The 13,675-nt window shown below is 69.8% G+C and carries 12 protein-coding genes and 1 tRNA gene; 9 read left to right on the top strand and 4 right to left on the bottom strand.

The annotated features are described in order from the left end of the window. Nucleotides 1-3 precede the first annotated feature (3 nt). Nucleotides 4-993: an AAA family ATPase gene (locus MLG87_RS04955; RefSeq protein ID WP_243294093.1), complete on the top strand. Its 990-nt coding sequence runs from the start codon at nt 4-6 to the stop codon at nt 991-993. Continuing rightward, nucleotides 990-2,309, top strand: a complete 1,320-nt coding sequence (locus MLG87_RS04950) for a DUF58 domain-containing protein (RefSeq protein WP_243294092.1) — start codon at nt 990-992, stop codon at nt 2,307-2,309. The genes MLG87_RS04955 and MLG87_RS04950 overlap by 4 nt, the downstream gene beginning before the upstream one ends. A 275-nt stretch (nt 2,310-2,584) precedes the next feature. Here MLG87_RS04950 and MLG87_RS04945 read toward each other — a convergent pair. The 3 genes from MLG87_RS04945 to MLG87_RS04935 form a co-directional block, all read right to left on the bottom strand. Beyond that, nucleotides 2,585-2,674 (bottom strand) — tRNA-Ser (locus MLG87_RS04945). Nucleotides 2,675-2,777: 103 nt separating this feature from the next. Then, nucleotides 2,778-3,194 carry a hypothetical protein gene (locus MLG87_RS04940; protein ID WP_243294091.1) on the bottom strand — a complete coding sequence of 139 codons (417 nt, stop codon included), beginning with the start codon at nt 3,192-3,194 and terminating at the stop codon, nt 2,778-2,780. 30 nt (nt 3,195-3,224) lie between these two features. Then, the gene (locus tag MLG87_RS04935) at nt 3,225-4,445 is read right to left on the bottom strand and encodes a c-type cytochrome (protein WP_243294090.1); all 1,221 of its coding nucleotides are present in this window, start codon (nt 4,443-4,445) and stop codon (nt 3,225-3,227) included. Between the two features lie 126 nt (nt 4,446-4,571). On the opposite strand from MLG87_RS04935, the gene MLG87_RS04930 reads away from it, so the two are divergent. The 7 genes from MLG87_RS04930 (at nt 4,572) to MLG87_RS04900 (ending at nt 13,087) form a co-directional block, all read left to right on the top strand. Continuing rightward, nucleotides 4,572-5,222 carry a helix-turn-helix transcriptional regulator gene (locus MLG87_RS04930; protein WP_243294089.1) on the top strand — a complete coding sequence of 217 codons (651 nt, stop codon included), beginning with the start codon at nt 4,572-4,574 and terminating at the stop codon, nt 5,220-5,222. Between the two features lie 317 nt (nt 5,223-5,539). Then, entirely contained in the window at nt 5,540-6,649 is a 1,110-nt protein-coding gene (gene rsgA / locus MLG87_RS04925) for a ribosome small subunit-dependent GTPase A (protein WP_243294088.1), read from the top strand. 4 nt (nt 6,650-6,653) lie between these two features. Continuing rightward, nucleotides 6,654-7,013, top strand: a complete 360-nt coding sequence (locus tag MLG87_RS04920) for an RNHCP domain-containing protein (RefSeq protein ID WP_243294087.1) — start codon at nt 6,654-6,656, stop codon at nt 7,011-7,013. Between the two features lie 72 nt (nt 7,014-7,085). Beyond that, nucleotides 7,086-8,171: a DUF2891 domain-containing protein gene (locus MLG87_RS04915; RefSeq protein ID WP_243294086.1), complete on the top strand. Its 1,086-nt coding sequence runs from the start codon at nt 7,086-7,088 to the stop codon at nt 8,169-8,171. Nucleotides 8,172-8,382: 211 nt separating this feature from the next. Then, complete coding sequence (locus MLG87_RS04910; RefSeq protein WP_243294085.1) at nt 8,383-9,849, top strand: hypothetical protein; 1,467 nt, start codon at nt 8,383-8,385, stop codon at nt 9,847-9,849. A 39-nt stretch (nt 9,850-9,888) separates the two neighbouring features. Further along, nucleotides 9,889-11,949: a hypothetical protein gene (locus MLG87_RS04905; RefSeq protein WP_243294084.1), complete on the top strand. Its 2,061-nt coding sequence runs from the start codon at nt 9,889-9,891 to the stop codon at nt 11,947-11,949. 10 nt (nt 11,950-11,959) lie between these two features. Continuing rightward, entirely contained in the window at nt 11,960-13,087 is a 1,128-nt protein-coding gene (locus tag MLG87_RS04900) for a PKD domain-containing protein (RefSeq protein ID WP_243294083.1), read from the top strand. Here the strand turns inward: MLG87_RS04900 and tadA are convergent. Continuing rightward, complete coding sequence (tadA, locus tag MLG87_RS04895; RefSeq protein WP_243294082.1) at nt 13,084-13,539, bottom strand: tRNA adenosine(34) deaminase TadA; 456 nt, start codon at nt 13,537-13,539, stop codon at nt 13,084-13,086. The genes MLG87_RS04900 and tadA overlap by 4 nt on opposite strands. Nucleotides 13,540-13,675 lie beyond the last annotated feature (136 nt).

Raw genomic sequence — 13,675 nt, 5'->3', positions numbered from 1 at the left:
CCCATGACGACGCCCTCCGCCTCCCCCGATCCCGCCCGCATCCCCTGGGCCGCCGAACAGACCGAAGCCCTCCGGACCGAGATCCATCGCGCCCTGGTGGGCCAGGGGCCTGTGGTGGATCAGGTGCTGGCCGCCTTCCTTGCCGGCGGGCACGTCCTGCTGGAGGGTGTGCCCGGCCTGGGGAAGACGCTCCTGGTGCGGGCCCTGGCCACCACCTTCCGGGGTGTCTTCGCGCGCATCCAGTTCACGCCGGACCTCATGCCGAGCGACGTGACCGGCCACGCCATGTGGGACATGAAGAGCGAGCAGTTCCACCTTCGCCGCGGCCCGGTCTTCACGAACCTCCTCCTGGCGGACGAAGTGAACCGCGCCCCGGCCAAGACCCAGGCGGCGCTGCTGGAGGTCATGCAGGAACAGCAGGTGAGCCTGGAGGGCCGCACGCTTCCGGTGGAGGCCCCCTTCATGGTGCTGGCCACGCAGAACCCCATCGAGCAGGAGGGGACCTACCCGCTGCCCGAGGCCCAGCTGGACCGCTTCCTGCTCAAGGTGCGGATGGACTATCCGGAGGCCGCCGAGGAGGTCGCCCTGGTCCGCCAGGTCACCACCGATGCGGTCGGTGACGCCCTCCGCGTCGATGGCGTGCGCCCGCTCATGGCGGCCGCCGAGGTGCTGGAGCTGCAGCGCCTGGCGGCTGCCGTCCGCGTGGACGACGCGGTCCTCGACTACGCGGTCCGCATCGTCCGGGCCACCCGGCAGTGGCCGGGCATCGCCCTCGGCGCCGGCCCCCGGGGCGCCATCGCGCTGGTGCGCACGGCCCGCGCCCAGGCCCTGCTCGAAGGCCGCGACTTCGCCACGCCGGACGACGTGAAGGCCATGGCGCTCCCGGCGCTCCGCCACCGCATCCAGCGCAGCCCCGAGACAGAGATCGAGGGGCTCGGCTCCGACGATCTCCTCCTGGCCCTCCTGGCCAAGGTTCCGGCCCCCCGCGCATGATCCCGACCCTCCGCCTGCTGCGCCTGCTGGGCGCCTGGACCCTCCTGGGGCTGGCCGCCTCGGTCTGGGTGCGGGTGATGCCCTGGTGGCGCGTCGCGGGCTGGATCCTGCTCGCCGCCCTGGCCCTCGACCTCTTGCTGGCCCTCTGGCCCAAGGGCCTGACCGGCGAGCGGGAGGTGCCCGGGAGCCTCGCCCTGGGCGAGTGGCGGGAGGTGCGGCTGCGGCTTCGGAATCCTTCTCCTTTCAGGCTCCAGGTCGAATGGTTCGATCATCACCCGTCGGATTTCGAAAGCCGGGGATTGCCCTCGCGCCATGCGCTTCCGGCGCGTGGGTTCCTCGACCAGGCCTACCATGTGCGCCCCGCGGCCCGCGGGCGTCGCGCCTTCGGTCCCATCCAGGTGCGCGTCACCACCGGCCTGGGCCTCTGGGCGCGGACGCTGAAGCTGCCGGCCGCCTTCCCGGTGAAGGTGTTCCCGAACTTCGCCGCCGTGGCCCGCTACGCGCTCCTGGCCACGGACCAGCGGCTGTCCATGCTCGGCATCCTCAAGCGCCCCCGGCGCGGCGAGGGGCTGGATTTCCATCAGCTGCGGGAGTACCGCCAGGGCGACACCATCCGGCAGGTGGACTGGAAGGCCAGCGCCCGCAGCCGGAAGCTCATCTGTCGCGAGTACCAGGACGAGCGGGACCAGCAGGTGGTCTTCCTGCTGGACTGCGGACGCCGCATGAGCCCCCTGGACCGGCTGGACGGCCGGGAGCTGGGGCACTTCGACCAGGCCCTCAACGCCCTGTTCCTGCTGGGCTACGTGGCCCTCAAACAGGGGGACGCGGTGGGTGTGGCCACCTTCGCGGAGGACCGGCCGCGCACGGTGGCGCCCCACAAGAGCCTCGCCACCCTCGAGCGGCTCTTCCAGGAGCTCTTCGACGTGCAGCCCACCACCCATGCCCCGGACTACCTCGCCGCGGCCGAGACCTTCCTGCGCCAGTTCCGGAAGCGGAGCCTCGTCATCCTGCTGACCAACCTCCGGGACGAGGAGGACGCCACCCTGCTGCCGGCCCTGGACCTCCTCCGCGGCCGCCACCTGGTGCTGCTCGCGAACCTCCGGGAAGGCGTCGTCGATGAGTTCCTCTCCCGGCCCGTGACCGGCTTCGAGGCCGCCCTCGACCATGCGGTGGCCCACGACTACATGGCCCGGCGCGGAACCCTCTTCCAGCACGTCCTCCACGGCGGCACCCGCGTCCTGGATGTGACCCCCGCCAAGCTCCCCACGGCCCTCGTCAACCGCTACCTGGAACTGAAGGCGAGCGGCGCGTTCTGAGATCAGAGGAGCTTCGGCAGCGGTTCTGCGGGTTCGAATCCCTCTCTCTCCGCCAGATGATCGTGCTCCGCCGAGCGGCGAGATGAATCCTGCTCCGGGATTCCCTCCGGGGCCACGGCTGCGCCGTGTCCCTTCCGGCCGCACGAATCGCTGGTACGCCGCTTCACGGCCTCAACAGCCCCCGGGCTGTCGAGGCCTACGGCTACCTGCCAGCGATTCAGTGACTTCGAACCCTCTCTCTCCGCCACGAAGAAGCCGCCTTCCGGCGGCTTCAGTGGCGGAGAGAGAGGGATTCGAACCCCCGTTGAGGTCACCCCCAAACCTGATTTCGAGTCAGGCGCCTTCAACCGCTCGGCCATCTCTCCAGATCGCCCAGTTTAGCAAACTGGGGCTGAGATTCCAGTCTGGGGATGCCTGGAGCGGCTACTGGCGCGTGGCGTCGGGGTTCGTGATCCCGATGCGGAAGGGTCAGGCGAGATCGGGGTTGTACCCAGGGATCCGGTGGCCCGCGGTCGCTTCCCGCACTTCCGTAAGCTGGGCCAGCGTGTAGGCCGCGAGGGCGAGCAGGAGGTCGCGGACGGCCACGTCGAGGTAGGCGCCCATGGTGAGCAGGTTCAGGGCGATGCCCACGAGCCAGACGCCGGCGACGTAGGCGCCCAGGCGGGTCCAGCGGGTGAGAATGGCGAGGCCCACGGCCATCTCCACGAGTCCGATGGTGTGCATGAAGGTGGCCGGCGAGACGGGGATCACGCGCAGCACCAGGGGGTTCAGGTACTGCTCCCACCTGGCGAGGAGGTTGAAGTACTTGTCCAGTCCGGCCAGGAAGGGCGCGGCGCCAAGGCCGATGCGCAGGGCCCACCAGCTTGTGTTCAGCTTGTCGTTCATGGTCTGGTTCCTTTCTTCAAAAAGGGAGCCTCACAGGCTCTTCAGGTACTCGACGAGGTCCGCCTTCTGGGCGCTCGTCAATCCGAGGCCCTTCCGGGTGTCGTAGGTCTCGACAACGGCGTCGAGCGTGGGAGCGGTCCCGTTGTGGAAGTAGGGCGCGTGCTGCCACAGCCCGGCCAGGGGCGCGGTCCGGTACATCTTGGTGGCGCTCCGCGAGGCGTAGCTGGGCACCCCGGCGGGCTCGGGCTCGCTGACCACCTCGCTGGGCAGGTGAAGCCGGAGGTTGGCATCGGTCAGCGTCGGGCCCGCGTGGCAGGCGGCGCACTTCCCCGGGCCCTCGAAGACGGCCCTCCCCCGGACGGCGGCCGCGGCATCGAAGCTTCCGGCGGGTGGCCGCGGCGCCGCGAGGCTCAGCTGGTAGGCCTGCAGGGCCGGGAGCTTGGCGGACACCAGGTCCGTCGTTCCGTTCGTGACGTTCACGCCGGTGCGGGGCTCGGAGAAGCTGCCCTGGCCGCCCATCTGGGTCACGGCCACGTAGCGGTTCCAGTAGGCGAGGTCGCTGCCGTCTCCGGTGGCGGTGATGCTGTGCACGCCCAGCAGGCCGTAGGCCGGCGGGATCACCTGGGGCCCGTTCTGCCCGTCGAGGTTGAAGCGGGGGTCGTACCTCCCCTTGCCCCAGGAGGTGTAGACGGCCTTGGCGGCGGCGGGCACCGCGGGGGAGAGGGCGATGATGGCGCCCGGGTTCAGGTCGCGGTTGGCCCAGCCGTCCAGGCGCCTGCCGATGCCCGGCGCGAAGGAATCGTCCACGGTGGAATGGCACAGCGCGCAGGTGATGCCGACCCGCGTGAGGGTGTCCTTCCCGTTGACGCTCTCCACCGTGCCCTTCACGCCCACGACGGCGTTGAGCTTCAGCAGGGCCACGGTGGTGGCCGGGTCCGTCAGGCTGATGGCCCCGCTCTGGATCCCCTGCACCACCGCCGGGGGCAGCGCCTCGGCGTCCACCTTCAGGCCCACGGACAGGGCGGTGGCGGGGTCCACGGCAGAGGCGATCACCTGGTGCATGCCCAGGGTGTCCGTCCAGAAGGCTTCGTCCCCGAAGCTGTCGTTGCGGAAGATGGCCTTGCCCTGGGCGACCAGGGCCGGATCCAGGAGCGGCTCGGTCCTGGGCCCGGTGGGATGCTGGGACGCGCAGCCGAAGGCGAGCAAAGCCACGGCTGGAAGGGCGAGGCGGTGGGCGGAGGACTGTTTCATGGCGGACTCCCTGCCCGGACCGGCATTCCCCGGGGGCACCACCCGAATCTAGGGATTCAATAAAAACAAACAAGAATGTTTAAATTGTTTAAACTCTCGCCAGCAGACGCGCCCACGGAGGCGGCCATGAAGCACCTGCACGACAACCAGCGGAAGATCCTGGAATTCCTGTTGGGCCACCACGGGGGCGCCACGCTGGACGAGCTGGGGGCGCACCTCGGCCTCACGCGGACGGCGGTGCAGCAGCATGTCCTCAGGCTGCTGGATCTCGGTTGCCTCACCTACGAGGACGCCCGGGGGGCCGTGGGCCGGCCCCGGCGGCGGTATCTGATCTCGGACGAGGGGATCGATGTCTTCCCCAAGAAGTATTCCTGGCTGGCGAACGCCATCCTGGCCCAGCTCGCCCTGGACCTGGGCCCGGGTGGATCCCGGGCGTTCATGAAGAACCTCGCCGGGGCCGTGGCGGCCTCGCTGGAGAGCCAGGTGAACCCCGCCAACCCCCCCGCCCAGCGGCTGAGGAAGGTCACGGCGCTCATGAACGACCTGGGCTACCGGGCCGTCCTGAAACCGGGGGAGGGCGCGGGAGAGGCCGCCATCGAGGCGGTCAACTGCGTCTACCACTCCGTCGCCAAGGCGCATCCGGAACTCTGCCAGTTCGACGTGAGCCTCATCGAGCAGGCCTCCGGGATGAGCGTCCACCTGGAGACCTGCATCGCCAAGGGGGGCGCCGTCTGCCGCTTCTGCGTGGCGAAGGCGGCCAAGGGCACGTCTGGCTGAAAATCCGGCAACTAAGCGCCAATGGCATGTCGCACCGGGAGATGTCCGTGAACGTCTCGGTGAGAGGTCGTCAAGGACATGACGCTCTGCACAAGCCTGCCGAGGCTTCCCCAGTGATGGGCTTGCCTTCCGGGCGGTGAACTTCCATCCTGGAGGCGGAGTCTGGATGCGCCATCAGCCCACGACAACCTGGATGAACCTGGAGACGGTCGAAGTCTCCGGGGCCGAAGCCTAGCCGAAACCTGGCCTCCGGCCCCCACCCACTCAGAAGCGCCCCCATGAGGGGCTTGAGCGGTCATTCATCCAGGGAATCCACCATGACGCATCCCGCGCCTTCTACCGCAGGCTCCGGCCTGCCATCGTTCGATCTCCTCGCGTCCTACGGCTGGTCCCCAGCCCGCAGCGAGGCGTTTCATGCCGCGGCCCCTCCCGGCTGTGAGCCAGCGCGCATCGTGGCCGCGACCCGTGGCCTCGTGCTCGCCCAGACGGCCCATGGCGAAGGCTGGGGTGTGCCCACGGGCCGCCTCCGGGAACGCCTCCAGAGTGCTGAACTGAGCTTGTGCGCCGGGGATTGGATCATTCTCCAAGCGAATCCTGGGCCCTCCAAAGCCTCGGTCATCGGCCTGCTTCCGCGCAGCACCTCGCTCATGCGGCAGGCTTCTGGACCCGGGTGCCGTCCCCAGTGCCTCGCGGCCAACCTCGACGTGGTCCTGCTGATCATGGGGCTGGACCGCAACTTCAATCCGGCACGCATGGAGCGGCTGCTCGCCCTGGCCTGGGGCAGCGGCGCCCGGCCCGTGGTGGTGCTCACCAAGCGCGATCTCAACGCGCAATGGGAGGTCTTCGCCGCCCGGATCGAAGGCATCGCTCCCGGCGTGCCCGTGAGGGCGATCTCCGCGTGGCGGGGCGAGGGCCTGGCCGGTGTCCAGGATCATCTTTCCGGAAGGCGCACAGGGGTGATGGTCGGTTCCTCAGGCGCCGGGAAGTCCACCCTTCTCAACGCCCTGATGGGAAGCGATGTGCGGCGAACCCAGGAGGTCCGAGCCTCGGACGGCCGGGGACGCCACACCACGTCGCTACGGGAACTCTTCCTGTTGCCGGGCGGCGGCTGCCTCATCGATACGCCGGGCATTCGCGAAGTGGGCCTCCATGCCGAGGGCTCCGATCTGGATGCCGCGTTCTCCGACATTGCCGCCCTGGCCGGAGGCTGCCGCTTCCGCGACTGCACCCACGGCGCCGAGCCAGGATGTGCGGTGCAGGCCGCCCTCGCGGAAGGCTCCATCGACTCAGACCGGTATGGGCACTACCTGCGCTTGCGGAGGGAGGTGGCCTTCGAGGCGGCTCGAAGCGACGAGCACCTCTGGCGCGAGCGCGAGGAGAAGTGGCGCCGCATCAGCAAACTCCAGAAGCACTTCAAGAAAAGGTGAGTGCATGTCTCGTGATCAACGCCCTTCCAAAGGGTACCGCTTCGACCGCCCGGCCGATGCCTTCCTCTGCGCGCACTGCGAGACCACCGTGCCGGGAGATGCGCTGGGAACCCTGCAGCGCAATCACTGTCCGCGCTGTCTCCGCAGCCTTCACGTGGACATCACGGTGGGCGACCGGCGCAGCCTGTGCGGAGGCGTCATGGATCCCATCAGTCTCTGGGTCCGCCACGGCGACGAGCTGGCGCTCCTCCACCGCTGCCAGCGCTGCGGCGTCATCCGGTCCAACCGGATCGCAGGGGACGACGACGTGGGCGCTTTGCGTGGTCTCCTGCGCCGCCTCAAAGCCGCCGGAGAGGTGATCTGAGGCGCTCCAGAATCTCCGGATCGCGCAGTCTAGCGAACGGACCGCTAAAATCCATCATCCGGGGAGGATGACATGGGTGCGAGCGCGTGGGTGCTGGCATGGACGATGGTGGCCGTGGTGGCGCCCGCCCAGGAGGCGGACCTCTCGCTGACGGACGCGGCGGCGGACCGGTTCGCGGCGCTGGCGCTCAAGTGCGCGCGGCAGGAATTTCCGAACAAGCTGGATCACGTGATGAACGGGGCAGGGGAGGTGCAGTCACCGAAGGCCCTGCATCCGGCCTTCTACGGCTGCTTCGACTGGCATTCGTCGGTGCACGGGCACTGGATGCTGGTCCGCCTGCTGCGTACCCACCCGGACATGGCGAAGGCGGCGGAGATCCGCGCGGTGCTGGAGGAGAACCTGGCGCCGGAGCGCATCGCGGTGGAGGTGGCCTACCTGGACCAGCCCAACCGGCGGAGCTTCGAGCGCACCTACGGCTGGGCGTGGCTGCTCAAGCTGGCGGCGGAGCTGAAAACCTGGGATACCCCCGAAGCCCGCCGCTGGTCCGCGGCCCTGCAGCCCCTGGCGGATCGGATCGCCGCCGCCTACCGGGACTTCCTGCCCAAGCAGACCTACCCCATCCGCACCGGTGTCCACCCCAACTCCGCCTTCGGGCTGGACCTGGCGCTGGATTACGCGAAGGCCGCGCCGGACCCGCGGCTGGAGGTGGCCATCCTCGAACGGGCGCAGGCCTGGTTCGGCAGGGACCGGCGCGGTCCGCTGGCCTGGGAGCCGGGCGGGGAGGATTTCCTGTCGCCCTGCCTGGAGGAGGCGGCCCTGATGGCGCGCGTGCTGCCCCGGAATCGCTTCGGTCCCTGGCTGGACGCCTTCCTGCCTGGTCTGCCCGGAACCCTGGTGCCGGCGGTCGTTTCGGACCGGACGGATCCCAAGATCGTCCACCTGGATGGCCTGAATCTGAGCCGGGCGCGCGCCCTGTACGACCTGGCCCGGACCTTCGGGCCCAGGGATCCCCGGCGGACCGCCCTGGTCCGGGCTGCCGATCACCATGCCCGGGCCTCGCTGCCGCATCTGGCCTCCGGCAACTATGAGGGGGAACACTGGCTGGCCACCTTCGCCGTGCGCATGCTCGAGGCCAGGAGCACAGGTATCAATAGATAGCGAGGGACAATAAAAGGTAACTATGCGGTTATCTATGATTTGCATGGCTGAAAAATACCATCCAGACCCTTGACTCGTGGACGCCATCGCACGACCATCGGCAGGCATTGCCTGACATCGACCTGCAAGGTTGACCACCCGTCCGGACGGTTCTGGATCGGCTTCACCGATTCATTCGAGACCCTTCCGGGCCCTGCCGAGGGAGGATTCCGTGAGACTGCGAACCTATTCCATCGCCACCGTGGCATTGGTGAGCGTGTTCCCGCTCGCCGTGCCGCTCCAGGCCTGCTGCGACGACTTCTGGAGCTGCGTGGGCGCCGTGGCTTCGGGGGGGATCACCTGTGCGGTGGAAAGCCTGATCAACAGCATCAACACCCTCATCCAGAACGTCGGGCGCCTGGCGTCGACACTGGGGCAGCAGGCGGCCGACGTCGTGAACCTCGCCAAGTCGGAACTGACCGGCGCCGCCAACGACCTGCGCAACCTGGCCGGCCAGGCTGAGGGTGACTTCAATGCCGCGGCCCAGCTGGCCCAGTCCGTCCTGAACGAGGCCAGCCGTCCGCAGGTGATGGTTCCCCACGTGGCGCCCGGAGTCACGGCGGCCGCCGGCACCGCCGGGACACGGGCGGCCACGGCCGGCGTCCAGCCCCCAGGCGTTCGCCCGGGCACCACCACTACCACCACGGCGAAACCCGCCACGGTGGGCACAGTCGGCGCGGGCGCGGGAGTCCGCATGGATCAGCTGCCGGCCGACCCCCAGGAAGTGACGGATGCCCTGCGGAGGGCCAAGGACGCCATCGACGCCCTCCGCCCTGACGTGACGCAGCCCATCAACCAGGTCCGCCAGTTCGCCACCCAGGCCGAGCAGCAGGCGGCCTCCGCGGCCTCCTCGGCCGCGAACATCGCCCAGACCGCTCTGCTGGCCCCGCTCCAGACGCTTGGCAACATGCTCACGGACCTGGTCAACCATCCGGAGCACCTCTTCGATCCCAGCAAGATCGTGGATGATGCCATTACCCAGATCACGAGCCAGGCCATCACCACCATGACCCAGGTGCACGACGCGGTCATGCAGCAGGCCAAGGGCACCCTGGACCAGGCCCAGCGGCCCATCCAGGACGCCCTTGACCGGGCCGCCGTGGCGAAGAAGATCGCCGACGCCATGCAGAAGGTCCAGCGCTCGCGGACCAAGGCCTCCTGCGACGCCCTCAACGGCTTGATCCCCCGCCAGCGGCTGGATGTCCGCGCCTTCACCACCCACGTGGCCGGCGCCTCACCCGCGCCCGGGATCGCAGCCCTGAACCTCAGCCAGAACCGGACCCTGGCCCTGGCACCCTTCAACCGGACCGCGGCTTCTCGGCTCACCGCCCGCACCGCCGGCACCCAGATGGGCGCCAAGCTCAAGGGTCCCTGGCAGGAGTTCAAGCGCATCCAGGCCACGGCGCCCAAGGTGGATCCCGCGGCGAAACCCCGGGTGGATGCCGAGATCTCCCGTCGCTTCGCCGGCAAGTCCGGACCGGCGGCGGATGCCGAGAAGCGGGCCATGCTGAACGAGGCCCGCGCCCGCTTCGCCAAGGACCCGGCGCTGCTGCGGAAGGTCGAGGCCATGCTCGACAACGATCCGGTCATCCGGGGCCACCTGGGCGGACCGCACGGTCCAGCGGTGCGGGAGCAGTAGGGCCGTGTCCGGAACATACCCCTTGCCAGGGAGGCATGCGTGATCGACCGGTCTCTGCGGACCTTTCTCCTGGCCGCCGCCTCCGTGGCGCTGGCGGCCGGAGAGGCCTTCGAACTGAAGCTGCCCGCGACGCCGGGCGGGCCCGTCCAGGGCACCGCCACGGCGCCCGCGGGGACCGAATGGGTGGTGGTCTTCTACCGCGTGGCGGGCGAGGAGGAGTTCTCCAGCTTCAACCTGGACGTCGGTCCGGACGGGACCTCGTACGCGGGGCAGCTGGAGGCGGCCATCCCCGCGGGCGCGAAGCTGGAGTACTACGCGGCCCTGCGCACGCCTTCCGGCATCAAGTACCTGCCCCAGGAGGCTCCGGCCTCCTTCGCCAGCCTGCAGATGCCCGGCACGCCCTCTGCCCCCGCCGGCGGGGCGGCCCCAGCCCAGGCCCTGACCCCGGCCCAGACTCAGACTCAGCCTGGAGCCGCCTCCATTCCGCCTCCCGGCACAGCTCCTGGTGGGCAGCCTCCGGCCCATGGCCCCATCTACTTCGACGGCGCCTTCGAGCGCGTGGCCCACCACCAGGAGCCGGTGCCCGGCGAGCAGCGGAACCTCGCCTCGGGCCAGATCCGGTTCGCCTACCAGAAGGAGGAGGACGGCCACCAGGTGCTGCTGAACGCCCGAGTCGTCTACACGAACCAGCCCCTCGGCACCCAGACGCGCTGGAGCCTCGGCGACCTTCAGGCGGTCTACGCCGCGGGGAACCACAAGCTTCAGCTGGGCGACATGGTGGTCCAGGAATCCGAGTTCACGCTGGCCGGAGCGGGGCGCCGGGGACTCGACTACGCCTACACGGGGCAGCCGCTGGGAGCCCATCTCTTCGCCCTGAACACCCAGGCCCATTCGGGCACGGACGGCCTGGCCTGGCCCGAGAAGGGCAGCGAGGTCTATGGCGGGTCCCTCGGCTACGGCTGGCTCGCCGGGAACCTTCGGGCCAAGATCGTCTTCCTGTCGGGAAAGGATGACCCGGCGACGGCCGTGAACATGCTGTCGCTGTACGCGCCCATGGTGCGGGATGGATCCACGGGTTCCTTCCTCCTCGACGGCCGGTTCTTTGACAGCCGATTGGCCCTGTCGGGAGAGTACGCCCGCAGCCTCTTCACGAAGGACCTGGTGAACCAGGGAACCCACCTCACCGACCAGGCCTGGCGCCTGGGGGGCATGTGGATGGACGGCCCCTTCAGCGCCCAGCTGGGCTACCGGGACGTGGGGCGGGACTTCGGCACCGTGGGCGTGGCTTTCTTCGTGGGGGATCGCCGCACGCTGAACGGCAGCGTGGGCTTCAACCGCTCGACCTGGAGCCTGAGCGCCACCGCCGTGGACGAACGCACCAATCCCACCGGACAGCCGGGCCTGGACCAGGCCTGGAACCAGTCCCAGAGCCTGGACGCGCGGGTGGGCCTGACGCAGGCCCTGTTCTGGCGCGTGGGCGTACGACACGCCCGTCAGGAGGCGGAGCTGGTCTCCAATCCCCTCATCCCCTTCAGCAACAGCAACCGGTCCGGCCTCACCACGGGCTTCGACCTGATGCTGCCGCCCGCGTCGAGCCTGGCCTTCAACGCCCAGTTCGACCGGCTGCGCTCCGAGGGCACCAGCGATACCCGGGGCACCAGCACCACGTTCTCCCTGGGTGGAAGCCTGGGACTGGGCGCGCGAGTGCGGGTCTCCCCGAACCTGAGCTGGTCCCGCACCCTCAGCGATCCCGGCGACCAGAAGACCACCATGGAGAACGCCTTCCTCAACGCCGATGTCGCCCTCATCCCCGGGCTCCTGGGCTTCCTCCTGAACGGAGGCGTCTCGCGCACCATCCTGGTCACCGGCGATGTGGTGGAGAACTCCGTGGCGGAGGGCACCCTGCGCCTCTTCCTGGATACCTTCCTCAGGGGCCGCGGCCGGGCCAGCCTGGGCCTCAAGGGCCGCTACACCCACGCGCCGGACCTGGCGGCCCTGGCCCGGAGCACCGCGACCACCGGCGTTCCGGCCACCGGCACCACCACGGCCCCCATGGCCAACGACACCCAGGTGTCGATCCTCCTGAACGTCTCGTACTGAGGAGCTGCCCATGCGAACCCTCCTCATCACGCTCGCGCTCCTCGGCTCCCTGGCCCTCCGGGCCCAGGGGACCATCTCGGCCACCCCGGGCCTTCCCCTCACGGGGATCCCCACCACCTTCCTTCTGTCGGCCCAGCCGGTGGGACCGGTGGCCTGGGACTTCGGGGATGGCAGCACCCTCAGCGGCGGGACCACGGTGTCCCATGTGTACGCCCGGTCCGGAACCTTCCTCGTGCAGGCGGTCTTCCCGGTGGTGGTGGGCCAGGTCATCCAGAGCGCCCAGCTGCCCCTCCGCGTCGCGGACCGGCTCGGTCCCGCCGCGCCCTTCAGCATCTCCATGCTGCGCCTCCGCTGGGAGGATGGCCGCGTGGACACCACGGTGGAGCAGGGCTTCAGCCCCCTGACCGCCTATGCGGACCTGAAGTTCGAGGGCACGGGGCAGCTCCAGGCCCAGTGGGTGGTGGACGGGATTCCCCTGAGCACCTTCATGACTCCCCTGGCCTTCGCGGGCGCGGTCACCCTCGATTCCCGCAGCGCCATCCCGCTTCCCACCACGGACTACGGTGAACACCGAGTCACCCTGCGGATCCTCTCGCCGGTCATGCCCTTCGAGTCGCCGCAGATCCGGTACTTCGTGAGGCTGGGCGGCGAGGAGGCCCCCCAGGTCGACGACGTGATCCCCTCCGCCGCGCGCCCCGGCGAGGAGACCGAGCTCCGCATCCGGGGCCGCCGCCTGGCTCCGGGCATGGCCCTCTCCTTCGGGAAGGATGTCGCCCTGGTGGCGCCCCTCCGTTTCCCGGAACCCGGCTGGGCCGTCGCCCGGGTCTTCGTCTCGCCTACCGCCAGGCCCGGGTTCCGCGAGGTTCAGGCCTTCAGCAAGGGGGGGCGGAGCCGGGGGCCCGCCCGTCTGGAAGTGCTGCCTCGGCCGAAGCGGGTCGCCACCGCGGAACCGGCCTCAGTGCAGTCCCCGCCTTCACCTCCGTCCTCACCCCTGGTGGCCTTCCTCTGGTCCGAAGGGGAGGGCGTGGCGCGGCCCAGTCTCCTCCGGGCGCTGACCGCCGCCTTCCTCCCTCCGGGCGAGGAGGATCCGCTGGAGGCGAGGCCCGGCCCCTTCCAGGCGGCAGCGATCCCGCGCTAACCCCGCCGCCGCCGGAAGAAGGCCTGGAGCTGCTCCCGGCACTCGGGCTCCAACAGGCCGCCCTCGAAGGCGATGCGGTGGTTCAGGTTCGCGCCTTCCAGGGCGCCCAGCCAGCGGCTGACGCCCACCTTGGGATCCGAGGCGCCGAACACCACGCGGTCCACCCGCGCATGGATCAGAGCGCCGAAACACATGAGGCAGGGCTCCAACGTGACGTAGAGCGTGGCGCCCGTGAGCCGGTAGTTCTTCGCCCAGGCCCCGGCGCTGCGCAGGGCCTGGATCTCCGCATGGGCCGTGGGATCGTTCAGCTTCACGGGGTGGTTGTGCCCCCGGCCCAGCAACGCCCCCTCGGACACCAGGACCGCCCCCACCGGCACCTCGTCCAGGCGATCCGCCTTCTCGGCCTCCTCGAGGGCGAGCTTCATGAAGTAGATGTCGTCACCGCTCCACATGGCCCAACCAGTGTGGCTGATTTCGCGACCGCTCCCATGGCCAGATGATTCCCTCCTCGCCGGGGGCCCGACGCCCGAGGCGACATCGAGTCGCTCCTGGCGTCACCCGGCGGTCGGGACGTCGCCGGTCCATATG

This window comes from Geothrix mesophila, from assembly GCF_022808835.1.
Taxonomy (GTDB): Bacteria; Acidobacteriota; Holophagae; order Holophagales; family Holophagaceae; genus Geothrix; species Geothrix paludis.
Note: the sequence above shows the minus strand (reverse complement) of the source record. Positions and strands in the feature narration are given on the sequence as shown.

Bases quoted from the DNA above. Each gene is read 5' to 3' on its own strand.
- MLG87_RS04935 (WP_243294090.1), bottom strand. From the start codon at position 4,445: ATGAAACAGTCCTCCGCCCACCGCCTCGCCCTTCCAGCCGTGGCTTTG.
- rsgA (WP_243294088.1), top strand. From the start codon at position 5,540: ATGACGCATCCCGCGCCTTCTACCGCAGGCTCCGGCCTGCCATCGTTC.
- MLG87_RS04930 (WP_243294089.1), top strand. From the start codon at position 4,572: ATGAAGCACCTGCACGACAACCAGCGGAAGATCCTGGAATTCCTGTTG.
- MLG87_RS04940 (WP_243294091.1), bottom strand. From the start codon at position 3,194: ATGAACGACAAGCTGAACACAAGCTGGTGGGCCCTGCGCATCGGCCTT.
- MLG87_RS04900 (WP_243294083.1), top strand. From the start codon at position 11,960: ATGCGAACCCTCCTCATCACGCTCGCGCTCCTCGGCTCCCTGGCCCTC.
- tadA (WP_243294082.1), bottom strand. From the start codon at position 13,539: ATGTGGAGCGGTGACGACATCTACTTCATGAAGCTCGCCCTCGAGGAG.
- MLG87_RS04915 (WP_243294086.1), top strand. From the start codon at position 7,086: ATGGGTGCGAGCGCGTGGGTGCTGGCATGGACGATGGTGGCCGTGGTG.
- MLG87_RS04955 (WP_243294093.1), top strand. From the start codon at position 4: ATGACGACGCCCTCCGCCTCCCCCGATCCCGCCCGCATCCCCTGGGCC.
- MLG87_RS04920 (WP_243294087.1), top strand. From the start codon at position 6,654: ATGTCTCGTGATCAACGCCCTTCCAAAGGGTACCGCTTCGACCGCCCG.
- MLG87_RS04950 (WP_243294092.1), top strand. From the start codon at position 990: ATGATCCCGACCCTCCGCCTGCTGCGCCTGCTGGGCGCCTGGACCCTC.